The 25,534-nt window shown below is 66.0% G+C and carries 10 protein-coding genes; 8 read left to right on the top strand and 2 right to left on the bottom strand.

Annotated features, from left to right (window positions below; genetic code table 11):
- The first annotated feature begins 54 nt into the window (after positions 1-54).
- The 4 genes from VGI12_20540 to VGI12_20525 all read left to right on the top strand — a co-directional run bounded on the left by VGI12_20540 (position 55) and on the right by VGI12_20525 (position 14,317).
- Positions 55-8,592, top strand: a complete 8,538-nt coding sequence (locus VGI12_20540; GenBank protein ID HEY2435070.1) for a glucoamylase family protein — start codon at positions 55-57, stop codon at positions 8,590-8,592.
- A 305-nt stretch (positions 8,593-8,897) separates the two neighbouring features.
- On the top strand, positions 8,898-11,714 hold the full coding sequence (locus VGI12_20535; GenBank protein ID HEY2435069.1) for a hypothetical protein: 2,817 nt from the start codon (positions 8,898-8,900) through the stop codon (positions 11,712-11,714).
- Between the two features lie 20 nt (positions 11,715-11,734).
- On the top strand, positions 11,735-12,508 hold the full coding sequence (locus tag VGI12_20530) for a carbonic anhydrase (protein HEY2435068.1): 774 nt from the start codon (positions 11,735-11,737) through the stop codon (positions 12,506-12,508).
- An 87-nt stretch (positions 12,509-12,595) separates the two neighbouring features.
- Positions 12,596-14,317 (top strand): SulP family inorganic anion transporter, encoded by a 1,722-nt coding sequence (locus VGI12_20525; protein HEY2435067.1) that lies wholly within the window; start codon positions 12,596-12,598, stop codon positions 14,315-14,317.
- Here VGI12_20525 and VGI12_20520 read toward each other — a convergent pair.
- The gene (locus VGI12_20520) at positions 14,274-15,662 is read right to left on the bottom strand and encodes an amidohydrolase family protein (GenBank protein HEY2435066.1); all 1,389 of its coding nucleotides are present in this window, start codon (positions 15,660-15,662) and stop codon (positions 14,274-14,276) included. The genes VGI12_20525 and VGI12_20520 overlap by 44 nt on opposite strands.
- Positions 15,663-15,729: 67 nt before the next feature.
- Here VGI12_20520 and VGI12_20515 point away from each other — a divergent pair, with 67 nt between their 5' ends.
- Positions 15,730-18,495 (top strand): protein kinase, encoded by a 2,766-nt coding sequence (locus VGI12_20515; protein HEY2435065.1) that lies wholly within the window; start codon positions 15,730-15,732, stop codon positions 18,493-18,495.
- Between the two features lie 100 nt (positions 18,496-18,595).
- Here the strand turns inward: VGI12_20515 and VGI12_20510 are convergent, their stop codons facing one another.
- Positions 18,596-21,394 carry a TonB-dependent receptor gene (locus VGI12_20510; protein HEY2435064.1) on the bottom strand — a complete coding sequence of 933 codons (2,799 nt, stop codon included), beginning with the start codon at positions 21,392-21,394 and terminating at the stop codon, positions 18,596-18,598.
- Between the two features lie 304 nt (positions 21,395-21,698).
- Here VGI12_20510 and VGI12_20505 point away from each other — a divergent pair, with 304 nt between their 5' ends.
- The 3 genes from VGI12_20505 (at position 21,699) to VGI12_20495 (ending at position 25,483) form a co-directional block, all read left to right on the top strand.
- A complete protein-coding gene (locus VGI12_20505; GenBank protein HEY2435063.1) occupies positions 21,699-23,813 on the top strand; it encodes an alkaline phosphatase family protein in 2,115 nt (704 codons plus the stop codon).
- 44 nt (positions 23,814-23,857) lie between these two features.
- Entirely contained in the window at positions 23,858-25,015 is a 1,158-nt protein-coding gene (locus VGI12_20500; protein ID HEY2435062.1) for a cytochrome c peroxidase, read from the top strand.
- Positions 25,016-25,108: 93 nt separating this feature from the next.
- The gene (locus VGI12_20495; protein HEY2435061.1) at positions 25,109-25,483 is read left to right on the top strand and encodes a hypothetical protein; all 375 of its coding nucleotides are present in this window, start codon (positions 25,109-25,111) and stop codon (positions 25,481-25,483) included.
- Positions 25,484-25,534 lie beyond the last annotated feature (51 nt).

Here is a 25,534-nt window from a genome sequence, read left to right as displayed (position 1 = left end):
TAACATCATTCATGAATCCGTACTGCCCCACGAGAAACGAGGGACCGTCAACCGATGCATGATCCAGGCGTCCATCCTTCGACGCTTGGCGGCATCGAGCTCCTCGGTATCGAACCGCTCGAGGACCATGCGAGGCGACTGGCGGCTCTGCTCACGGTCTCCTTGCGACACCGCGGCAGCAGTCGCGCCCACTTGAAGCGGCTCCGCCAGCATTCGGACACGCTGCGGCGGGTGTACACCGCGCTTGCCGAGGACGCCAAACGCGGCGAGCCGTCGTCACCTGCAGCCGAGTGGTTGCTCGACAATTTCCATATCGTCGTCGCCGCACTCCGCGACATCCATCACGACCTGCCGCCTGGCTTCTTCCGGCGGCTCCCGCAGGTTCCCGCCGACGAGTTCGCCGGGACGCCCCGCGTCTACGCCATGGCGCTCGAGCTGATTCGCTGCAGCGCCGGGCGGCTCGACCCGCAACGTGTGCACCGATTCGTTACGGCTTTTCAGTCGGTTACGCCATTGACGATGGGGGAACTGTGGGCGTGGCCGTCGGCATTGAAGCTCGCGCTGATGGACCACCTCCGCACGAGAGCGGACGTGCTCGAGACGAGCCGGGCTCACCGCCTGGAAGCGGACCGACTGGTGGACGCGCTCGACACCCGGGCGCACGTCCGCGATCGCTGGCCGTCACAGGTACATCCGGCATTCGTCATTCGGCTGCTGCAGCGCTCGCGCGAGCGGGAAGCAGCCGCGTCGCTGCGGCGCGAACTCGACGCCGCATTGGCGGCGCGTGGCCAGACCGTCGAGGATGCCATCCGTTCCGAAGCGCGGCACCAGGCAGCCGAACAGACGTTCATGGCGAATCTGATTGGCAGCCTGCGGCTCGTCTCGACGTTCGACTGGAGTGAATTCTTCGAGAGCGTCAGTCTGGTCGAGCAGATTCTGCAGCGCGATCCGGTGGCCGTTTACGGACTGATGGATTTTGCCAGCCGCGACCGCTATCGGCATGCCGTCGAGGAACTCGCCGAGCCGACGGGCGACGGCCAGGTCAGCGTGGCGCTCAAGAGCATCGAGCGCGCCCGGCAAGTCGCCGAACGTACACCGGACGCCCGTCAAGCGCACGTCGGCTATTACCTGATCGGAGACGGCCGCCAGCAGTTCGAACGCGGTATCGGGTGGCGGCCTCGCATCGGGGCGCGTCTCCGTCGCGAATTCTTTCGGCTGGCGACCCCGGGATATCTCGGCACCATTGCGGCAGGCACGGCGGCGCTGGTCGCGCTCATGGTTGCCTACGCACACGCGCATGGGTGGCGGTGGCCATGGTTGCTGATCGTCGTCCTGCTCTCCATCGTGCCGACGAGCGAGCTGACCATCCAGATTCTTCAGCGGCTGCTCGGCCGCTTCATCCCGCCGCGACGCCTGCCGCGACTCGATCTGGCGCGGATTCCCGCGTCGGCGCGCACGATGGTGATCGTGCCGACGATTCTCGACAGCGTCGCGCGCGCCGAGGACCTCGCCGCCCACCTCGAGGTGCAGGCGCTCGGCAATCTCGATCCGAATATTCATTTCGCCCTGCTGAGCGACTTCAAGGATGCCAGCGCCGAGACGCTGCCGCTCGACGCTGAGATTCTCGCGGCGGCGGCCGACGCCATCAAGGAGCTCAACCAGAAGCACCGCGACGCTGGCGGGGCCGACCGCTTCTTTCTGTTCCACCGCACCCGCCAGTGGAACCAGCAGGAAGGGCTGTGGATGGGATGGGAGCGTAAGCGGGGAAAAATCGAGGAATTCAACCGACTGCTGCGCGGCGCCACCGACACCAGCTTCGTGATTGCGGTCGGCGACGCCGCGATCCTGCCGCAGGTTCGCTACTGCCTCACGCTCGACAGCGACACCCGGCTGCCGCGGGACGCCGCCCGCCAGTTGATCGGCGTCATTACCCATCCACTCAACCGACCCGCATTCGACCCGGCCGTCGGCCGCGTGACGGATGGCTACGGCATTCTCCAGCCGCGCGTGAGCGTCACGTTCACGAGCGCCGCCGGATCGCTGTTCGCCCGGCTCTACGCAGGTCACACCGGCGTCGATCCGTACACGACGGCGGTCTCCGACACCTACCAGGACGTCTTCCGCGAAGGCATCTTCACCGGAAAGGGTCTTTATGACGTGGACGCGTTCACCGCCGCGCTGGAAGACTCGGTGCCGGAAAACGCGCTGCTCTCACACGACCTGTTCGAAGGGCTGCACGTGCGTGTCGCGCTGGTGTCCGACGTCGAGCTGGTCGACGAGTATCCATCGAGCGTGCTTGCGCATGCGCGGCGGCAGCACCGGTGGATCCGCGGCGACTGGCAGATCCTCCTGTGGCTGTTCCCGTTCGTCCCGACGCGCCACGGATTCAAGCGCAATTCGTTCCCGCTGATTTCGCGCTGGAAGATCCTCGACAACCTGCGCCGCAGTCTCGTCTCGCCGACGCTGCTGGCGCTGCTGGTCGGCGGCTGGGTGCTGCTGCCGGGCGCCCACTGGTTCTGGACCGCGACCGTGCTGGCGGTCATGGCGGCGCAGTTGCTGCCGCTGGTGGCGCAGATGGTGATCGGACCGCGCAAGGCGCAGTCCTTCCCGGTCTACTGGCGAAACCTCCGCGCTGACTCGGCGATTGCGCTCGCCCAGGTCGCGCTCAGCGTGACGTTCCTCGCCTACCACGCGTGGGACACGATGCACGCGATCGTCTTGACGCTGGTGCGGCTGACGATCACCAAACGCCGTCTGCTCGAATGGGAAACCGCCGCCGCGACGGCGGCGCGTGCCGCCGGCATCGCCGGCGGACGGGCCGTGCTGCGATTTGCCGCCGACATGATGGCCAGCCCGATCATCGCGGCGGTCGTCGCGCTGCTGGTTTCGATCGTCCGCCCAGCGGCGCTGTCCTCGGCACTCCCCTTCCTGACGCTGTGGGTCATCGCGCCCGCCGTCGCTTACTGGCTGAGCAAGCCGGTCGGACCGCGCGAGCGCACGCTCAGCGATCGCAACCGGCGCCTGCTGCGCCACATCGCGCGAAAGACGTGGCGCTACTACGAAACCTTCGTGACGGCCGCCGATTCGTGGCTGCCGCCCGACAATTACCAGGAAGGCGATGAGCCGCGCCTGGCCAGGCGTACCTCGCCCACCAACATCGGGATGACGCTGTTGTCGACGCTGGCTGCGCACGATCTCGGCTATCTCACCACCGACACCCTGATCACCCGTCTCGACAGAACCCTGACGACGCTCGAAGGACTCGAGAAGCACGAGGGGCACTTCCTCAACTGGTACGACACGGCGACGCTGGCGCCGCTCCACCCTCGCTACGTCTCGACGGTGGATAGCGGCAATCTCGCGGCGGCCCTGATCGCCCTGGCGCAAGGCCTGCTGGCGCTCACCGCCGAGCCGCAGAGCCCGACGCAGCGGTTCGAGGGGATCGTCGACGCCGCCGAATTGCTCTCGGAGGCAACCTCCTCGGTCCCGCCGCAGGAGTCGCCGCGTCGCGACGCCATCGCACACCTCAATCGGCTCGCACGCGAGCTCGCGTCGCAGGCTCGCAAAGCGGCCGGCGGCGATACCATCCCGCTTACGGCCATCGCCCAGGAACTCGCGGAGGTCGCGGGGTCGGTCTCCGATCGCGAGGTGTCATCCGGCATATCGAGCGACATCGCCTTCTGGACGACGGCGGCGCGAGACTGCGTCGCCGCGTTGGGCGCTCCGGCCGCGGCACCCCCGGCCGACCTTCTCGTCCGGCTCGCTGAACGCGCGTCAGCGCTCGCACTCGCGATGCGGTTCGATTTTCTCTACGATCGCCGCCGCCGAATCTTCTCGATCGGCTTTCGCCTCGCCGATGCCGAAGGGCCCGGCCGTCGCGACACCTCGTTCTACGATCTGCTGGCGTCGGAAGCGCGGCTGGCCAGCTTCGTCGCGATCGCCAAGGGCGACGTCCCGCAGCAGCACTGGTTTCATCTCGGCCGCCTCGTCACCAACATCGACGGCCGCGCCACCCTCATGTCCTGGGGCGGGACGATGTTCGAATACCTGATGCCGCAACTGCTGCTGCGGAGCTATCCTGGCACGCTGCTCGATCAGAGTTGCCGCGCCAGTCTTCGCCGGCAGATCGAGTACGGCAACGAACGCGGCGTGCCGTGGGGTATTTCGGAATCGGCCTACGCGTTCACCGATCGCTTCGGCAACTACCAGTACAAGGCGTTTGGCGTGCCTGGTCTGGGATTCAAACGTGGCCTCGCCGACGACCTGGTCGTGGCGCCCTATGCGACCGCCCTTGGCAGCCTCATCGATCCGGCCGCGGCGGCGTCGAACTTCCGGCGGCTGACCCGCCAGGGCATCGACGGCCGCTTCGGCTTCTACGAAGCGATGGACAACCGTCCCCGGAAGCCGGCAGCCGACGACAACCCGGCCGCCGGCGACGGCCAGCCGGAGATCGTGCGCGCCTTCTTTGCCCACCATCAGGGCATGTCGCTGGTCGCGCTCGCCAACGTGCTTCTCGAGGACGTCTTCGTGACGCGCTTTCACGCCGACGCCCGCGTCAAGGCCACGGAGCTGCTGCTCCAGGAGCGAGTGCCGCGTGAAGCAATTCTGGCAGAGGCGCGGCCGGCGGAAGGGAGCCGGGCGCTGCCGTCGATTGGCGCGGCCGTGTCACGGCGATTCCAAACGCCGCATACCCGAAGTCCGCATACGCATTTCCTGTCGAACGGCCGCTACACGGTAGCGCTGACCCATGCCGGCGGCGGATCGAGTATGTGGAACGGTCTGTCGGTGACCCGCCGCCGCGACGACCGCACCTCTGACGCCGGCGCGCACTTCATCTACCTCAGAGATCCCTGGTCGGGCGGCGTCTGGTCGGCCACCTATCAACCGATCTGCCGCGAGCCGGATGAATTCGAGACGGTCTTCGAGCTCGAGAAGGTCACGCTCCGGCGCCGGGACGGCGACTTCGATACGCAGCTGCAGATCGTCGTGTCGCCTGAAGACGACGTCGAGGTGCGGCGATTGTCGATCACCAACCGGGGCAGCCGTCCGCGCGAGATCGAGGTCACCAGTTACGCTGAAATGGTCCTCGCCCGTCCAGAGGACGATCTCGCGCATCCGGCCTTCGGCAAGCTGTTCATCGAAACCGAATACGACGCGCAGAGTGCGGGCCTGCTGTTCAGCCGACGCCCGCGTTCGGCGGAAGAACCGCACGCCTGGGCCTTTCACGTGCTCGCCGTCGACGGCCGGCTCGGCGGCGCCGTCGAATGGGAGACCGACCGTGTACGCTTCCTCGGGCGTGGACGGTCACCGTCGAACCCGGCCGCCCTCGACGGCCGCGCGCTGTCGGGAACGACCGGCGCGGTGCTCGATCCGGTGGCGGCGCTTCGCGAACGGGTGCGGCTGGCGCCGGGCGCCTTCGTCCGCGTCACCTTCGCCACCGGCGTCGCGCACGATCGACCGACGGCGCTGGCGCTGATCCACAAGTACCGCGACGCAAGCGCGGCGGCGCGCGCCTTCTCGATGGCCTCGACGCACGTCCACATCACGCTTCAGCACCTTGGACTGACCGACGATCAGGCCATCCTGTTCGATCGACTGGCGTCGCGCGTGTTCGGATCGGATCCGTCGGGCATGAGCCCCGACGACATCGCCCGCAACATCTTCGGTCAGACCAATCTGTGGGGCCGCGGCATCTCCGGCGACCTGCCGATCCTCCTCGTCCACGTCGCCGACGTCAGCGAAATCGCCCTCGTCCGGCAGTTGCTGCACGCGCAGGAGTACTGGCGGACCAAGGATCTTCGCGCTGACGTGGTGATTGTCAACGATCACCCGGCCGACTATCTCGACGAAGTGCACGCGCACCTCACCAGCCTGATGCAGGAGCCGCGATGGGCGGGCTGGCTCGACAAGCCGGGCGGGATGTTCCTGGTCCGGTCGGACGGCGTGCCGGACGTCGATCGGCATCTGCTCTCGGCGGTTGCGCGGATCGTGCTGCGCGGCGACTTCGGCGGGCTCGCGCCGCAGCTCGATCGCAAGGCGCCGTGGTTGTCGCGCGGTGAGATCATTCCGCAATCGAGCGCCCTGCGCGCCCCAACGCCGGCGCCCGTTCACGCCTCGGTCGGTCCGCGCGTGATGGAGAATGGCGTCGGCGGCTTCACGCCGGACGGGCGTGAATACGTGATTGTGCTCGACGGCGATCGCGAGACCCCGCTTCCCTGGTCGAACATCCTGGCGAACGCCGAGTTCGGGACTGCGCTCAGCGCGTCGGGCGCGGCGTATACCTGGGCCGGCAATAGTCGCGAGAACCGCCTCACCCCGTTCGCCAACGATCCGATCAGTGACCCGACGGGAGAAGCGATCTTCCTCCGCGACGAAGAGGCGGGCACGGTCTGGGGGGCGACGCCCGGCCCGCTCTCCCGTTCAGCACAGTCGGGGTCGTGGGTGATCCGTCACTCGCCTGGAATGTCGTATTTTCACTACGCGATCGACGGACTCGAGCAGGAGCTCGCGGTCGCCGTCGCGCCGGATGATCCAGTCAAGGTGTCACGGCTGACGCTGACCAATACGTCGAACACGACGCGACGCGTCTCGGCGTTCGTCTACGTCGAATGGGTGCTCGGTCCGCCGCGTTTCGGCGAGCGCCGCTTCGTGGTGTGCGAGCGGGACGATTCGACGGGGGCCATTCTCGCGAGAAACGCCTACAACACCGACTTCAAGGACCGCATCGCGTTTCTGCACGCCACCGAGCAGCCGCGCTCGATCACGTGCGATCGCGGGGACTTTATCGGCCGGAACCGCACGCTCAATGCGCCGGCCGCGTTGTTTCGCGATAGCCTGGGCGGACAGCTGGGCGCCGGCCTCGACTCCTGCGGCGCGCTGCAGATCGCCATCGAGATCCCTCCCGGCGAGACGCGGCGCGTGGCGTTCGTGCTCGGCCAGGGGCGTGACCGGGCGCAGGCCATCGCGCTCGCCGCCACCTACTCCCGCCTGGATGCCGTCGAAAACGCGATCGGCCGCTCGGCCCGATTCTGGGACGACACTCTCGGCGCCATACAGGTCCATACCCCCGATGACTCGTTCGATCTGCTGGTGAACCGGTGGCTGCTGTATCAGACGCTGAGTTGCCGCATCTGGGCGCGAAGCGGACCGTACCAGCCCGGAGGCGCGTTCGGGTTTCGCGATCAGATTCAGGACGTCCTGTCGCTGCTGTACTCGAGACCGGAACTCTGCCGTGCGCACCTGGTACTCGCCGCGTCGCGCCAGTTCGTCGAAGGCGACGTCCAGCACTGGTGGCATCCGCCGGCCGGGCGCGGCACGCGCACGCGCTGCTCCGACGACATGCTGTGGCTGCCGTATGCGGCCGCGATCTACGTAGACCGAACCGGCGATCAGTCGCTGTTCGACGAGGTGGTGCCATTTCTCGAGGCGCCGCCGCTCGCGCCGGACGAGAGCGAAACCTACAGCCTGCCCTCGGTGTCGAACACCACAGCCACGATTCTCGATCACGCGATTCGCGCCATCGAGCGGGCGCTGAAATACGGCGCGCATGGCCTGCCGCTCATCGGCTCGGGCGACTGGAACGACGGCATGAACCGGATCGGACAACTCGGCCGCGGCGAGAGCGTCTGGCTTGGTTGGTTTCTCGTCGTCATTCTCAAGCAATACGTCGCGATCTGCGACGAACGCGGTGACAGCGACCGGGCCCAGCGCTACCGGAGCGAGGTCAGGTGGCTGACCGGCATGCTGGAACTCGCGTGGGATGGCAACTGGTATCGTCGGGCGTATTTCGACGACGGCACGCCATTGGGATCTGCGCAGAACGACGAGTGCCGGATCGATTCGCTGACCCAGTCATGGGCGGTCTTCTCGCAGGAAGCCGACCCCCGCCGCGCCGCGCGCGCGATGGAAGCCGTTCGCGCCAATCTGGTGCGGCGTGACGCACAAATCGTCCTGCTGCTCACGCCTCCGTTCGATCGCACGCCTCACGATCCCGGGTACATCAAGGGATACCTGCCCGGCGTGCGCGAGAACGGCGGACAGTACACGCATGCGGCGCTGTGGGCGATCATCGCGCTGGCGCGCCTCGGTCTCGGGGACGAAGCGATGGAACTCTTCCACATGGTCAATCCGATCAACCACACCCGCACCCCGGACGGCATCGAGCAATATCGGGTGGAACCGTATGCGATGGCGGCGGACGTCTACGCGCATCCCATGCATCTCGGCCGCGGGGGTTGGACGTGGTACACCGGGTCTGCGGGGTGGATGTACCAGGCGGCCATCGAAGGACTCGTCGGTCTACGCCGCGCCGGTTCCACGTTCAGCGTTGCGCCGTGCGTGCCGCTGATATGGCCCGAGTTCTCGATCGAGTGGCGGGTCGGTCGCACGATGTATCACATTTCGGTGAGTAACCCGGATCATCGGGCGTGCGGACCGCGATCCGCCGAACTCGATGGATCGCCGGTTGATCCCGATCACATCCCGCTCCTCGACGACGGCCAGACCCACCGCGTGATTGTCGTGCTCGGAGAGGCGACCGGTCGCATCGGTCCCTCGCTGGGTCAGGCGACAACCGGATCGTCCACGCGGTAAGAGGTCAATCCCGTCGGCCCCGGTCTGGCCTGTCACACAGTTCTGACACAATTCTGACGTGCCTTTCCGGAGCGCCGCCACCACACGTGTGCTTCGGGTACTGCGGCGGGAAGCGGTTGTCGCAGGCAATCGTCTCTGGCGCAGGTCGTGCACGCCCCGACGTGCGCCAGCGCGCCAGATCGTGTTCTTCCTCAGTCTTCCAGGGAACTCGATACCGGCCTCTTCGAGAAGCGCACGGTATTCCGTTGCGAGCCACGGCATTTGGGAGGGAGTGCCGTGCAAACCGACGGTGCAGGACGTGGATCATGCCGAATAGACCAACGGGATCAGCACAGGCGGCCGTGCCCAAGAGCGCGCAGGGGCCGGACCGGTCGTCGCCAACCGTCGACGTCTCGGAGCAGCGTCGTCTCAACGACGCCAGGGAAGCGGGGATTCCCTGGAAGAAGTGGGGGCCGTACCTGAGCGAGCGGCAGTGGGGGACCGTGCGCGAGGACTACAGCGAGTCGGGCGACGCGTGGAACTACTTTACGCACGAGCAGTCCCGCTCGCGCGCCTATCGCTGGGGTGAGGACGGCCTCGGCGGCCTCTCCGACGATGGCCAGCGGCTCTGCTTCGCGCTCGCGCTCTGGAACGAGCGCGATCCGATCCTCAAAGAGCGCCTGTTCGGGCTCACGAACGGCGAGTCGAATCATGGCGAGGACGTCAAGGAGTACTACTTCTACCTCGATTCGACCCCCACCCATTCGTACATGAAGTACCTCTACAAGTATCCCCAGCGGGAGTTCCCCTACCGGGATCTTGTCGAGACAAGCCGGCAGCGGTCGAGGGAAGAATTCGAGTACGAATTGCTCGACACCGGCGCCTTCCACGACGATCGCTACTTCGACGTGTTCCTCGAGTATGCGAAGGAAGGGCCCGAGGACATCCTGATCCAGGTGACGGTGCACAACCGCGGGCCCGAGGCCGCGCGCCTCCACGTCCTCCCGACGCTGTGGTTCCGTAACACCTGGTCGTGGGGCAAGGAAGGCGCCAGGCCGCTCCTGAGGGAACGCGACGGAGCGATCCACGCCACCCACCCCGAGCTCGGCGACTATACGCTCGCCTGCGACGGCGGTCCGGAGCTGCTCTTCACGGAGAACGAGAGCAACGCCTCCCGCCTGTGGGGACAGCCGAACCCGACGTCCTTCGTCAAGGACGCCTTCCACCACTACGTCGTCTCTGGAGACGCTGCGGCGGTCAACCCGCAGAAGACCGGGACGAAGGCTGCCGCGCGTTACATCCTCGACGTGCCGGCGGGCGGCGCCTCGGTCGTCCGGTTGCGATTGTCAGCGACGCAGCCAGCGAAGCCGTTTGGGGTGAGCTTCGACGCAGCGCTCGCCGCCCGGGGCAAGGATGCCGACGAATTCTACGATCGGATCGCTCCCGGCTCGCTGAACGAGGACGAGCGGCGGGTCCACCGCCAGGCGCTCGCGGGGATGCTCTGGTCGAAGCAGTACTACCTCTTCGATGTAGATACCTGGCTGAAAGAGCACGACGCGCATCCGCTCCTCGGGGGCTCGGAGCGGCGGATCCGCAACGCCGACTGGTTCCACATGTTCAACGGCGACATCATCTCGATGCCCGACAAGTGGGAGTACCCGTGGTACGCGGCCTGGGATCTCGCGTTCCACACGCTGGCGCTGTCGATCGTCGACTTCGACTTCGCGAAGGAGCAACTGCTCCTCATGCTGCGAAGCATGTACAGCCATCCGAATGGGCAGATCCCCGCCTACGAGTGGAACTTCAGCGACGTCAATCCGCCGGTCCATGCGTGGGCGACGCTCTTTCTCTACAAGATGGAGAGCGGCCTCGGACGGGCGGACGTCACTTTCCTCGAGCGCTCGTTCCAGGGCCTCATGCTCAATTTCAACTGGTGGGTGAACCGCAAGGACCCCGAGGGGCGGAACGTCTTCGCGGGCGGGTTCCTGGGCCTCGACAACATCGGCGTCTTCGACCGCAGCGCGCCGCTCCCGACCGGCGGGTCGCTCGAACAGGCCGACGGCACCGCGTGGATGGCGTTCTACTGCCAGAACATGATCGAGATCGCGCTCATCCTCGCCGACCACGATCCCATCTACGAAGAGGCCGCCTTCACGTTCCTCCGGCACTTCATGTGGATCGCCTACGCGATGGACCGCATCGGCGAGAACCATGACGAGATGTGGGACGAGACGGATGGGTTCTTCTACGATGTCCTGCGGCTGCCGGACGGATCGGCGACCCGGCTCAAGGTTCGATCGATGGTGGGGCTGCTCCCCCTCTGTGCCTCCACGATTTTCGGCCAGGACGACATCGCCAGACACCCTCGGCTCCTGGAGCTCGTCAAGCTGTACAAAGAGCGTTATCCCGAGGTCGTGGCGCAGGTCGCTCCGACCGCTGAGGGATTCATCGGCTACGCCGGGCGCCGCCTGCTCTCACCGCTCTCGAAGAAGCAGCTCGAACGGGTGCTCGGCTATCTGCTCGATGAGAACGAGTTCCTGAGCCCCTACGGCATCCGCTCACTCTCGCGCCACCACCAGGATCATCCGTTTGTCTTTCATGTCGGCCCTGACGCCCATCGCGTCTCCTACCTCCCGGGTGAATCGGACACGGGAATGTTCGGTGGCAACTCGAACTGGCGGGGTCCCATCTGGATACCGGTGAATACGCTCATCGTTCGCGGGCTGCTCAACCTCTACGCCTTCTACGGCGACGACTTCACGGTCGAGTGCCCGACCGGATCCGGCCACCGGATGACGCTCTTCGAGGTCGCCCACGAGATCTCCCGACGCCTCGCGGGGATTTTCTTGAGGGACGCGGACGGTCGCCGTCCGGTCTACGGCGGGACGGCCAAGTTCCAGGAGGATCCACACTGGCGCGATCTCATTCTCTTCTATGAGTATTTCCACGGAGACAACGGCGCGGGTCTCGGCGCGAGTCACCAGACCGGTTGGACCGGCGTGATCGCGCGCCTGCTCGACCTCTTCGGCCGGCTCACCGCCGCCGACGTGCTGGCGTCGGAGAAAGGACGACTCTCGGAGCGCCTCACCCAGGAACAAGCGTTCGGGACGACAGATACGGCCGTGCATCGTAAGCCCGCGTAAGACACGAGGAGCAGGCACCCATGACGACCTTGACGACTCGACGCGTGACCCTCATATGCGGAGTGTTCGCAACCGTTGCGCTCGTCGTTGGCGCTGCGTTCGCTCAGGAGCATACGGGACCGCATTGGACCTACGGTGGAAGCACCGGACCCGATCACTGGGGCGATCTCGACAAGGCCTTCGGGGCCTGCCGGGTGGGCCATCAGCAGGCCCCGATCGACATCCGATCTCCCAAGCCGGCCGACTTGCCGCCGATCCAGTTCGCCTATCAAAGCACGCCGCTGCACATCGTCAACAACGGTCACGCGATTCAGGTCAACTACGCGCCGGGCAGCTTCATCACCATCGGCGACACGCGATACCAGCTGACGCAGTTTCATTTCCATCATCCCAGCGAAGAGCGAATCAACGGCAAGAGCTTTGATATGGTCGCGCACCTCGTGCACACGGCCCCCGATGGCAGGATCGCCGTCGTCGCCGTCCTGCTTGACGCGGGAGCTGCGAACCCGACCGTCGCAGGTCTCTGGCAGCACCTGCCTACGCAAGAGGGACCGGAACAGAAGCTGGACGATGTGCAGGTCGACGCGACGGGCCTGCTGCCGCGGGATCACGGGTATTACACGTTTGCGGGATCGCTCACGACTCCGCCCTGCAGCGAGAACGTCACGTGGTTCGTGCTGAAAACGCCCGAGCAGATTTCACAGGGTCAGGCCGACGCCTTTGGCAAGGTCTATCCGCATGACGCGCGCCCGATCCAACCGCTCTACGGACGCCAGGTGCTGGCGTCCAAGTAAGCCTGAGACGCCGCTCGGGCGCGGGTGAACCTGCGTGTCCCGGTCACGCGGGATGGGATTTCGGGATTTGAGGCCCTGAGTGCGTCGATGACAGCGGATCTTGGATCTCACGCGGTCACCATCGGAGCCTCAGGCTCCTCGAAGGGCGTGCTGCGCCTGGACATCCTTGCCGGCCTGACGACCGCGGCCGTCGTCGTGCCCAAGGCGCTCGCCTACGCGACCATCGCCGGCCTGCCAGTGCAGGTCGGGCTCTACACCGCCAGCGTGCCGATGGTGATCTATGCCCTGCTCGGGACGTCGCGGCCGCTCAGCGTCAGCACGACGACGACCCTGGCCATCCTGACGGCGGCGGAGCTGGGGCGCGTCGCCCCTGGCGGCGGTGCGGAACTGATCACGGCCTCGGCAACGCTGACCGTGCTGGTTGGCCTGTTGCTGTTGCTGGCATCGGCGATCCGGCTTGGCTTCGTGGCCAACTTCATTTCCGAACCAGTCCTGACCGGATTCAAGTCTGGCATCGGCCTGGTGATCGTCGTCGATCAGATTCCGAAGCTGCTCGGCATCCACATCGACAAGGCTGGCTTCTTCAGGGATCTGCTTTCGATCATCCGGCATGTACCGCAGACTTCGATGACGACGCTGGTCCTCGCCGTGTCGTTACTGGCGGTGATCTTCCTCGTCGAGAAATTCCTTCCGCACGCGCCCGCCCCACTCATCGCGATCGGTCTCGCGATTGGCGCATCCGCGCTGCTCGGACTCGATCACGCGGGTGTCGCCGTGATCGGCGCGATACCTGGCGGCCTCCCCAGACTGGTCCCCCCACGCCTCGACGTCATGTGGGGGATGGGGCCGGCGGCGATTGGCATCGCTTTGATGAGCTTCACCGAAGGCATCGCTGCCGCGCGCGCCTTCGCCGCGCCTGGTGAACCGCGTCTCCAGCCGAATCGGGAACTGCTGGCGGTTGGGGCGGCGAATGTCGCGGGAGGGCTCTTCGGCGCGATGCCGGCAGGGGGAGGTACGACCCAGACCGCGGTCAACCGGAAGGCCGGTGCACGCACCCAGGCCGCCGGCCTGGTGACAGCCGGAATCGCGATCGCGTCGCTCCTGGTACTCGGTCCCCTAATCGGCCTGATGCCGCAGGCGGCGCTGGCGGCGGTCGTCGTCGCTTATTCGGTGGGCCTGATCCAGCCGATCGAATTCCTCGACATTCGGGCCGTCCGCCGCATCGAATTCCGGTGGGCGGTGATCGCGTTCGTCGGGGTGCTGCTGCTGGGAACGCTCCAGGGCATCGTGGTGGCGGTGATTGTCTCGCTGTTGGCGCTCGCACAGCAGGCCTTTCATCCGACGGTGCACGTCCTCGGCCGCAAGCGCGGCACCGACGTGTTCCGGCCGCGTTCCAGGGAGCATGCGGATGACGAGTCGTGGCCGGGATTGCTCATCGCGCGGATCGAGGGGCGAGCCTTCTTCCTCAATGCCCAGGGCATCGGCGACCGGCTCCTGTCGCTGATCGACGAGTCGAAGCCGACCACGGTGCTGCTCGACTGCGGCGGGCTCATCGACATCGAGTACACGGCCCTCAAGCTGTTGATCGCAGCCGAACAGCGGCTGCGCCAGCAGGGGGTGACGGTGTGGATGGCGGCGCTCAACCCCGAAGTGCTCACGGTAGTTCAGCAGTCCGCGCTTGGCCGGACCCTCGGTCTGGAGCGTCTGTTCTTCAACGTGCAGAGCGCCGTTCAGCGTTACGAGCGAACCGCCGCCAGCGAGCCGACTACTTCGCGGCCACATCCATCAGATGCAGCCGGAGCTTGTTGAGCTCCGTCGTCGAGTAGAACCGCCCATCAGCGACGACGGCCACGACAGATCGCGTATTGCCAATGCTCGCCAACGGATTCCTCGCCAGCACGACGATGTCCGCGATCTTCCCCGCCTCCACCGTCCCTAGATCCTTCGTCCTACCGAGGTAGGTGGCGGGGTTGATGGTGGCGGTCTGCAGCGCTTCGAGCGGCGTGAACCCGGCTCGCACCAGCCAGTCGAGCTCGCTGTGTAGCGACGCGCCGGGGACGAGGTCGAACCCTTGAGGCGCATCGGTGCCTGCCAGAAACGGCACCCCCGCAGCGTGCAGCTTCATCGTCAGCGACAGCTCCCACAGGCCGAACCGCTGCTTGACCTCTGCCGCCGCGGTGTCGGTGGAGTCGAGCGCGCGCAGCGAACGCTGCTTCCACTCGTCCACCGTGTTCCTGAGCCAGTAAGGCAGTCCAGGATCGGAGACGACATCGGCGGCCGTCCCCAGGTCGGAGAGGATCGTCGGGCACTGCCACACCTGATTCTTCGCGAGCAGCGCGATGATCGCCTTCTCGTTCGCCTCGGACCGCGCCGCGAGGACTTCGGCGTTCGACAGTTTCTTCCCGGCGATGAACTCGTCCTCGATGGTCGTGCTCGCGCCGAACACGCCGAGGAGGTGCTCGAAGGAGTGCTGGTGCGCGGCGACTGCCTCCTGCGCGCGGATCGCGTCGGGGACGTGCCCCTCGAAGCGCATCCCGAGCTTCGCCGCTTCATCGGCGAGCCCGAAGTAGGCGTCGCGCGGGATGAGCGACTGCGTCTTGATGAAGTCCACCCCTCGGTCGTGCAGCTCCCGCACCGCCGCGCGCCCGTCTTCCGCCGTGGTCACCTTGATGATCACCTTGTAGCGCGAGGTGGGCCCGTCGAGCATCGGTCCGGAGGCGACAATCCTGGGCCCAATCAGCTGGTGCGCCGCCACAGCGTCGCGCGCGGCGAGGATCCCGTCGAGATTGCTCCCCATGTCGCGCACGCCGGTGACCCCGTTGGCGATGAAGAGCGGGAGCATCAGCTCGCTGGCCGTGTGGAAGCGCGACGTGTCGTTGTTGAAAAAGGCGTGGACGTGCATGTCCCAGAGGCCCGGGATGACATACATGCCGGTGCCGTCCATCACCGTCCCCGAATGCGCCGCGCCGGGGCGTGTCTTCGCCACGCTCGCGATCCGGTTCCCGTCGACCACCACGGTCATGTGGGGGGACAGCTTCCCCGTCACAACATTGATGATGGTGACGTCGTCAATGGTGACCGTCGGCGCGACGAGCGGCGTCGCGTAGACGACGGCTCCGAGCGCGACCATCAGAGCGCGAAATGTCGCCAGCATCACTCCCTCTTGCCCATGTTCTTCGTCATAGTGCCCCGAGAACTGTCATCCGCGCACGCGCCTCGTCGTGCTGTCATTCACGGCGCAAGTTGGCTATCATCTCCGACACCGTGCCGCGGAGGACTCAACGCTGCTGAAACCGGGAGCCCGCCTCGGTTCCTACGAGATCGACTCGCCGATCGGCGCCGGCGGCATGGGCGAAGTCTACAAGGCCACCGACACGAACCTGAAACGGTCCGTCGCAATCAAGGTACTGCCGGCGGCGGTTGCCGATGACATCGAGCGCCTGGCCCGCTTTCAGCGCGAAGCGGAAGTGCTCGCAGCCCTCAACCATCCGAACATCGCCGCGATCTACAGACTGGAGCGATCCGAAGGGACGACGGCGCTGGTCATGGAACTCGTCGAAGGCGAGGACCTCTCGGCCGTGATCGCGCGCGGCCCTGTGCCTCTCGTCGACGCGCTGCCGATGGCGAGACAGATCGCCGACGCGCTCGACTCCGCCCACGAGCAGGCCATCGTCCATCGCGACCTCAAGCCAGCGAACATCAAGGTGCGTCCCGACGGCGCGGTGAAAGTGCTCGACTTCGGCCTCGCCAAAGCGATTGATCCTGCCGGCGGGTCGAGCGTCGACGCGATGAAATCGCCGACAGTCACGGCGCGGGCGACCGAGATGGGGATCATCGTCGGCACCGCGGCCTACATGTCGCCAGAGCAGGCGCGGGGCAAGGCCGTCGACAAGCGAGCCGACATCTGGGCATTCGGATGCGTGCTCTACGAAATGCTCTCGGGCCGTCGAGCGTTCGGGGGAGAGAGTGTGAGCGACACGCTATCGGCGGTGCTCCGCGATCCCCCGGACTGGGGAGCGCTCCCGCCGTCGACACCGATGGGCATCCGGCACCTGATCGAGCGTTGCCTGGAGCGCGATCCGAAACTGCGCCTTCGCGATATCGGCGACGCTCGACTCGAGCTCGCTGTGCCATCAGCCGGGCCGGACGACCCGTCGCACCCGCGGACGCCACAGCGCGGCCGGCGGATCGGCCGGGCCGGCTGGATCGCGCTCGCCGCACTCGCCGGCGCGATTGCCGTCGCAGCTTGGCCTCGCAGCGTTCAACCTGCGGCCGATGTCGCACGTCTCACCCTCGCGCAGACCTCAGGCGCGTCGTTGGTCATCGGGGACGCGACTCCCGATCTGTCGATTTCGCGCGACGGGCGCCGCATCATCTACGCCAGCCGCCGGTTGGATCCCGAAGGGGCGCGCGTGAGCGCCACACAGCTGCTCTCACGACGTGTGGACGCCTTCGAGCCTGTGGCGCTGCCCAACCTCGGACAGAATCCTCACGCGCCTTTCTTCTCTCACGACGGTGCCTGGGTGGTGTTTCAGACGAGTGTTGGCGATCAACTCGCGCCGGTGCTGGCAAAGGCACCTATCGCCGGCGGCTCGCTGACCGCCCTCTGCCCTCTCGCCAGGCTCGACGATCTGCGCGGCGCCAGCTGGGACGACGAGGGGCACATCGTGTTTGCGACCGCGAGGCGGTGGGCCGGACTCTTCCAGGTGTCGGCGAACGGCGGCACGCCGGTCGTCTTGACGACACCTGATCGCTCGCGGGGCGAGCTCCTTCATGTCTGGCCCGACGTGCTGCCTGGAGGCGCCGGCACGCTCTTCACGATCATGCGCGAGGACGGGAATCTGGCCATCGCCGTGCTGCCGCGCGGCGCGACGACGTGGCGCGTTCTCGTGCCGGACGGTTCGATGCCGCGCTATCTGGCCGACGGCCACCTCGTCTACATCGTCCGCGGCGTCCTCTACGGCACGGGCTTCGATCTGCGGACCCTGACGGTCACCACACCGCCCGTCGCGCTGGTCGACGGCATCCTCACGAAAGACACCGGCGCCGCCGACTACTCTGTCGCGGCCAACGGCACTCTCGCGTACGTCGCCGCGGAGCATCGCGATGCGTTGTCCCGCGTCGTCTGGCTGCACCGCGACGGCACGACCGACGCCCTGCCGCTCGAGCCGAAGCCCTATCGCGCCGCGCACGTCTCGCCGGATGGCCACCGGATCGCGCTCTCCATACTCGATCACGGCGTATCCGGCCTCTGGGTGTTCGACACAACGAACGACGGTTTCACACGCGTGACGCCGCGGGAAGAGTCCGTCGACGATTTCGCCTGGAGCCCTGACGGCCGCCGTCTGGTGTTCTGGTCGAACGCACAGAAGGGGCTCTTTACGATTGCCGCCGACGGCGGCGATCGATCGGAGAAGCTTGCCGGTACCGACAGCGGCCGGTTCTATCCGACGGCGTGGTCGCCCGACGGCCGGACCATCGCGTACATCCAGGAGTATCCCACGCTCAGTTTGTTCGGCGTCTCGACGGCGCCGCCACATGCCGTGCGCCCGCTCGCGTCCGGCGTCGGCGCACAAGTCGAAGCCACCTTCTCGCCCAACGGCAAATGGATCACGCACATCGACTTCGAGGGCGGCACTCCGGAAATCGTGGTCGGTCCGGCCGGCGACGCCACACGCAGCTGGCCGATCGCGCCCAGCGGTCGGCACCCGACGTGGACCGCCGATGGCCGCGGCGTGCAGTACCTCGACGGTCCGAGCATCAGCCGCATCGCGATCAATCCCGACAGCGGCATGCCGGTGGGAAGACCGGTCAAAGTCGTCGATCTTCCTCGCACGAGCCGGAACCGATCGATCGAGATGTCGACCGACGGGCGGTTTCTGATCCTTGAGCGCGTCGACGAGGCCGCCGGCCCATCGGAAATCCGGGTCGTGTTGAACTGGATCCAGACCGTGCGGACGAAACTGGCCGGCGAGGCCGAGAAGTAGCGCCACCGGCTTCGGCTGTTTCGCACGTCAACATTGAGACGACGGGATCGACAGAATGAGGCCGACGTGATCGAGAGCGAATTGTTCACGGCGCCGCCTCTTACTTGAGCGACGGGTTGAAACGGATGCCTATCGCAAACGTTGGCTTGTAGAACTCGCGCTGCACGACATATTGCGGGCTGCCGTTGTAGAAGCCGAACACCTCGTTGTTCAGATTCAGTCCGGATACCACTACGGTGAGGTCATGGGCGACTCGCACCGCCGCCTGCGCGTCGATCTGGAGGTGCGTGTACAGGTAGTTGTCGCCGCCCGGCCCCGCGGTGCCCCCCGCTGTCAGATCGGCCGGTGCCATCGGCGTCCCGTCGCTGTTCAGGTTCTGGTACTGGTAGGCGAAGATGTTCGCCTGGTTGTAGCTGACGCCGAGCCGGAGCGAGAGGGGCCCGCGGTCGTAGGTCGGACTGAAGTTCCACGTGTGCGGCGCTTGCCGCAGCAGCGCCGGGCTGTCGGTCCTGAGCGGGATGCCATGCGCGGTTGACGTCGTATAGCTGTAGTTGGCGGACAGGCCGAATCCAGCCAGGGCTCCAGGCAGGAAGTTCATGTGCTGCTGGTAGGCAATCTCGATGCCCTGCAGGGTCGCGCTCCCTGCGTTGCCCGGCTGCGACACCAGGAACCCGGCCCACTCACCGCTGGTCGGGCGCGTTTCTGTCGCGATGATCGGATCCGTCAGCGACTTGTAGAAGTACCCCGCCTGCACCATCCCGAGCGGAGTGAAATACCGTTCGAACAGAATGTCGTAGTTGTTCGCGTGTTCCGGCTTCAGATCGGGATTCCCCAGACTGACCGTCGGCGGATTTTGCGTCAGGTCGGGTATACCAACGGCTTTCGTGATGTCCGACGGGTCTGGCCGCGACAGCGCCCTGCTGTAGGCCACCCGGATGTTCGCGTTCTCCGACGTGGCGAACTTCAGCGCCGCGCTGGGCAGCACGTCCGTGTAGTCGCCGCCTCCCTTGAAGTCTTGCTGGCCGGTGCTGGCCTGGAAACTCAAGGTGTCGACGTGCGTCGACTCGACTCGGGCACCGGCCACCAGCCGCACGCGCGACGTGAGGTCCATGGTGTTCATGACGTACCCCGCCGTGACGCGCTCGGTCAGGTCGAAGCTGGACTTGTTCGGCCCAGGCCCGCCGCTGAACGTGAACTGCTCTGGATGTGCCGCGACGTAGCTCTGGATCTGGCTGTAGTCCGCGATCGCCGGCGGCCACGGATAGCGGCCATCGTAGTAGTTCGGGTCCGTGAAGCTGCCGGCAAACTGCGCCGCCGGGATCGTCAGGCCCTTCTGGACCGTGTACTTCGGGCTGTTTGTATCGTTGTCCTTGTGGCTGTCCCGAATCTTCCCGCCAAATTCGAACGTCGCGAAACGTTCTCCCACTCGGTAATTCTTCCCGAAGGCGGCCGCGCCCTGCCAATTCAACTGCACCGACTTGCCGTTCGTGGGTGGCTGCCAAGTCGTCAGCGCGTAGTTCCCGATGTCTGTCGTGTTGGTCGGACCGGCGGTGTAACACGACGAGCTGAACTGCGGCAGGTTGGGATCGGTCGTCGCCGCCGGGTCGTAGGCGCAGTTCGGATCCGCGCCGTTCCATTTAAAATTCGCGCCGCCGCTGCCGCCCGAACTCCACGAGCGCGACCCCGCGACGCTCCAGGTCAGCCAGTCGTGCCCCATGATGTGCCGCCCGTCGGCGACGACGTTCGAGACCGCGGTTTCCGGCCGGCGCCAGTCGATGCTCGCCGCCGGCACGTCTCCGTCGTTCAGCGAGAACACGCCCTTCTGGCCCCAGTTCCGGAATGCCGAGTACAGGCCCCGCACGGAGATACTGGACGCGTTGCTTAGTCGATAGTCCCCACTTCCCGAGACGCCCCAGCGCTTGCGGTAGTACATGTAGTCGCGAAGGTCCATGCTGTCGTAGTGGGGGCTGGCGCTCGTGACGGTCGGCGACGGCTCGATGTCGTTGATGCCGCGGCCGTTGTAGTCATAGGTACTGCCAACCAGCACGCCCAGTTGGTGTTCGCTGCCGAAGCGCCGGCCGATTGTTTCGCCAAACTGCGCCACTCCTCGTCCGCCGATGATCGGCGTGAATCCACCCATCCCCGACAGCATCACCATCGGCCGCTCGGCTGCGGTCTTGGTCCGCAGGTTGACGCTCCCGCCGATGCCGTCGCCATCCATATTCGCCTGCAGCGTCTTGTTGATCTCAATCGAATCCACCAGGTCGGAGGCCACCGTGTCCAGCTTGATCTGGCGGACACCCGATTCGGGTGAGGGCAGGTTCACGCCGTCGACCGTCGTGTTACTCAGGCGGGGCTCCGTTCCGCGGATCTGCACGTACTTGCCTTCGCCCTCGTCGCGCTCCAGCGTCACGCTCGGCAATCGGCCCACGGCGTCCGCGATGTTCGCGTTCGGCAGGCTGGTGATTACCTCTGACGACAGGACCTGGACGACGTTGTCTGCGGTCCGCTGGCGGTTGATCTGCAACGCTTCGCCCCTCGGCCGCTCCGACGACACCAAAATCTCTTCGTTGTGCCCCGCGACGGCGAGTGTCGCATCCACCTGTGTCGCGGCGCCCACGGCCACCGCGACTATCTTGGTGAATACCGTGAAGCCGACATAGTTCACCTCTACGGTGTAGGAGCCCGGCGGCAGCCCGGCGATGCTGTAGGCGCCCTGCGTGTCGGTCACGGCACTCGCGGCAGTGGGCGTCAGCGTCACGATCGCGCCTTGCAGGACGCCGCCCGCCGTATCAGTGACCCGTCCCCGAATGGAGGCGCTTCCACTTTGCGCCCGCGCGGTCGCGGGTACGATCAGAAGACAGAGCAGAATGGACACAGTTGACGCGCGGGTGAGCATGGACATTGGCCTCCAATCTCAGGGCGGATGACCCCAACTGGCGGTTGGCGTTTGGCATCGTCCGCGTCGAGCACCCGCAGGCTAGAGACTTGTCGTAACCGGGTTGTGACGCCGGCATCACGTCTGCGCAACTTCGCGACTGCGCACCGCGAGCATGAACGCTGGATGACAGGAAAATGAATGGAGGATGAATCAGTCGCGGCGGCGTAACGTGCCGTTTACGAAGTCGCAGTATCGTTCCGGCAAGATCACCCCGAAGGGATAGCCTGACATGTCTCCGTTCACATCGATAGCATCGCGACGAGTGATCCTCCTGGCGATATCGTCCGCCTGCCTACCGGTCTTCCTTCAAGGTCGAGTACAGCGGCCAGCGACTCCCGAGATCCAAGGAGTCGTCGCAGGCAGCGGCTTCAGTGGCGCGCCGGGTGCCTGGCCCGCCGTCGCTGCGGCCGCGCACTATCGTCACGCGCAGATCTGCGCCGACGCCAACAACGACGGCGTCTGCGGGCCCGGCGAGCCGACGACAACGACCGACGCCGCGGGCGCGTTCGTGCTGGCCGATCCGGACGGCTGGCCGCTCGTCGCCGACATTTCCACAGATGCGACCATCGATGATCAGGCGGTCCCCCGCCATCTCGTGCTGCGCGCGCTGGTGGATCTCGGTTCGCGAACAGTCGTCGTCTCTCCGCTGTCCACTGAAATCGTCCGGATGATGGAGGCGGATGGCCTGGACAAGGCGACCGCCCAGCAGACGCTGGGGTCGCGGATCGATGTCCCTGCCGAGGCCGTTGCCGGCGATCCCGCCACGATCACGGACGGGCGCACACGCGCGTCACTCTTGCGCGAGTCTGTCATCCTGACAAACCGCTTCTCCCTCGCGGCGGCGATGGCGGATCGGCATGACCTCACGATCAAAGCGGCACAGCAGGAGGCGATGAACCTGGAGGCGATCCCGCGTTACGATCATCTGTTCATCGTCATGCTCGAGAACAAGGCCACGTCCTCGATTGTCGGGTCGCCGTTCGCCCCGAAGATCAACGACTACCTGAAGAGCGGCAATCAGTTCACCAGTTACTTCTCGACCGGGAATCCGAGCGAGCCCAACCGCCTCGCCCTGGCGGCCGGAGATGATTTCGGCATCACCGACGATGCCCCGTGGAATTGCGTGCCCGAGGGGGACTCGGCCGACCTGCCCGAGGATCCATTGCCTGTGGGAATGCCACCCTGTGCCAATCCGACCAATCACAACATCAGGAACAGGCCGAACCTCTTCTCCGCCATGTCGGCCGCCGGAATGACGTGGCGGGTCTACAGCGAGTCGATGAATCCCGGCCGGGACTGGCGGCTGGACAGCGCGGCTGACGAGACGATCCTGGCGCCCGACCGGGTCTATCCCGCCGACAGCCCCGTCGGCGCGATCGGGGTGCCTGGTCTGATGCTGCGCCTGCCGGCGCGGTTGTATGCGACCAAGCACAACGGCTCGGTCAATTTCCAGGCGGTCCGCAACTCACCGGAATTCGTCCGCAACAACCGGACGCTGGGAGGCGGCCAGTGGGACGCGGCCATGCAGGCGGCCCTGACGACGCCGGCGGGATGGAATGTCGATCAGTTCGGGAGCGACCTGGCGAGCGGCGACGTCGGCAACCTCAATTTCCTCGAGCCTGACCAGTGCGACGACATGCACGGCGTGAAGACCCAGGGCACGACGGCGGCAAACCCGACGCTGCAGCCGGCAAGCGACTGCGGCGGCGACGCGATCGTGTATCGCGGTGACACCTTCGTGGATGTTCTCATCCGGAAGATCCAGGCGTCGTCGGTCTGGACGAACCGCGACAAGCGGACCGCGATCGTCATCATGTTCGACGAGGGCAAGGACACGACCGGCTTCACTGCTTGCTGCGGATGGAATCCGAGCGCAGGACGCACGATTGCGGGCCGATCGCTCGGCGCGTTGACGAAGAACGCCGACGGCTCCGTCTCGATCGAGTCGATCGCGCAGTACAGCCAGGGCAACAAAGGGCACGGCACCAGCATCTTCTGCGTCCTCACCAACCAGCCGCTGGCCCCCAAGCACGTCGTCGACAGCGACGCCTACAGCCACATCTCCTTCGTGCGGACGATTCAGGATATGTTCGGCCTCGCCGATCCCGGGGACGACTGGTCATACATGAACCGGACGAAATACACGCAGAGGTTCATCGACGCCCACCCGACGCAGCTGCCGGAATACGTCGAGAGTGGCGACCCGCATTTCGACGCCGTGCGGGCGATGAATCATGCCTATGCGATTCCCGCGGACTATCTGCAGAAAAGCGGCTTCCTCACGACGTCCGGTCCGCAGCGCGGTCCTGACGCCACTCAGCTGAACGCCTGGGCGCTGACCCGCGACGAGGCGCTCGTCCAGTCGACGAGACGATGACGCGCACCTCCTGCTGTCTGGTCCTGATCGGGGCGGCTCTCGCATTGAGCGGACTCCCTTTCGTCGCGGCATCGGCCGCAGTGAGCCCGGCGGCGAAGGTTGGCAAGGCGCTCTTCTTCGATCGATCGCTGTCCGCATCAGGGCGGATGTCCTGCGCCACCTGTCACGACCCCGCGCACGCGTATGCACCACCGAACGATCTCGCCGTGCAGCCGGGAGGCCCGACGCTTGGCGACCGCGGCACCCGCGCGGCCCCGTCCCTGCGCTACAGCGAATACACGCCGCCCTACAGCGATCTGCTGGACAATCCGGACGGAACCAGCAAACCAGGCCCCGGCGGCGGACTGACGCTCGACGGGCGCGCGCCGACGCTGGCCGAACAGGCGCGGATTCCGTTGCTCGCGGCCAACGAGATGGCGAACCGCGACGCGGCGGATGTGGTCGCCAGGATCGCGGCATCAGCAAATGCGCGCGAATTCGAAGACGCGTTTGGCCGCGGCATCTTCTCGGACACGGACAAAGCGTTTCGCGCGGCGGCGACCGCGCTCCAGACGTTTCAGCTCGAGGACGACAGCTTCCACCCTTACACGAGCAAGTACGATCGGTATGCGAGCAACAAGGTCGGCGGCGAGCTGACGCCGCAGGAGCGTCGTGGCTTTTCCGTCTACAACGATCCGGCGAAAGGCAACTGCTTCGCCTGCCACTACAACGGCGCTGGGCTGAACGGTTCGGTGCGCCTCTTCACGGACTTCACCTATGCGGCGATCGGTGTGCCACGCAACCGGGACATTCCGGCCAATCGCGATCCGGCGTACTCCGATCTCGGGCTTTGCGGCCGGCTGGACCACCCGCTGCCGGAGAGTGCGAGGTACTGCGGAATGTTCAAGACGCCGACGCTGCGCAACGTCGCGACCCGGAAGGTGTTCTTCCATAACGGGCAGATGAAGTCGTTGCGCGACGTGCTCCGCTTCTACAACACGCGCGACACGGACCCGGAGTTGTGGTATCCGAGCGTGGACGGCGTCGTGCAGAAATTCGATGATCTGCCTGCTCCGTATCGCGGCAACATCGACACCCAGATGCCGCTCGACGGCCGGCCGCGTCATAGTTCGCCGCCGATGTCGGATCAGGACCTCGAAGATCTGCTCGCGTTTCTTCAGACGTTGACGGACGCGGACCTCGTGCCCAGGGCAATCAGGTAACCCTTCCCGATGTGACCTCCACACTCGAGTCGGCGCTTGGGAACGGCACACCCGTTGCAGGAAGACCAGTCGGAGACTGATATGCGTCATCTTGTGAAAACGACACTACTACTGGGCGTGCTGCTGCTCGGAGTCGGATCAACGGTCGACGCGCAAGTGTCACTCGGGATCAGAATCGGGCCGCCGCCCGCGCCGCGGGTGGTGCATGCGGCGCCGGCGAGGCCGGGACCGCAATACGTGTGGATCGACGGGTACTGGTATCCCGTCGGGAGCCACTACGCGTGGCATAACGGCTACTGGACGAAGTCGCCGTACGCGGGTGCGCGATGGGTTGGACCTCGCTACGAAGGCCAGCATTACTACAACGGGTATTGGGAAGGCGACCACGGAAGGGTGGAACACGACCACCACTGGGACAAGGACAAGAAAAGGCGGGACTACGATCACGGCGGCCGCGGCCACGGGTAGAGAGCACGTGCGTTAGTCGCCGTCCCACGCGCGAGCGTATGCCGGCGAACG

It is taken from the genome of Vicinamibacterales bacterium (assembly GCA_036496585.1).
Taxonomy (GTDB): domain Bacteria; phylum Acidobacteriota; class Vicinamibacteria; order Vicinamibacterales; family 2-12-FULL-66-21; genus JAICSD01.
The sequence above is the reverse complement of the archived record's forward strand: the minus strand, read 5'-3'. Positions and strand labels throughout refer to the sequence as shown.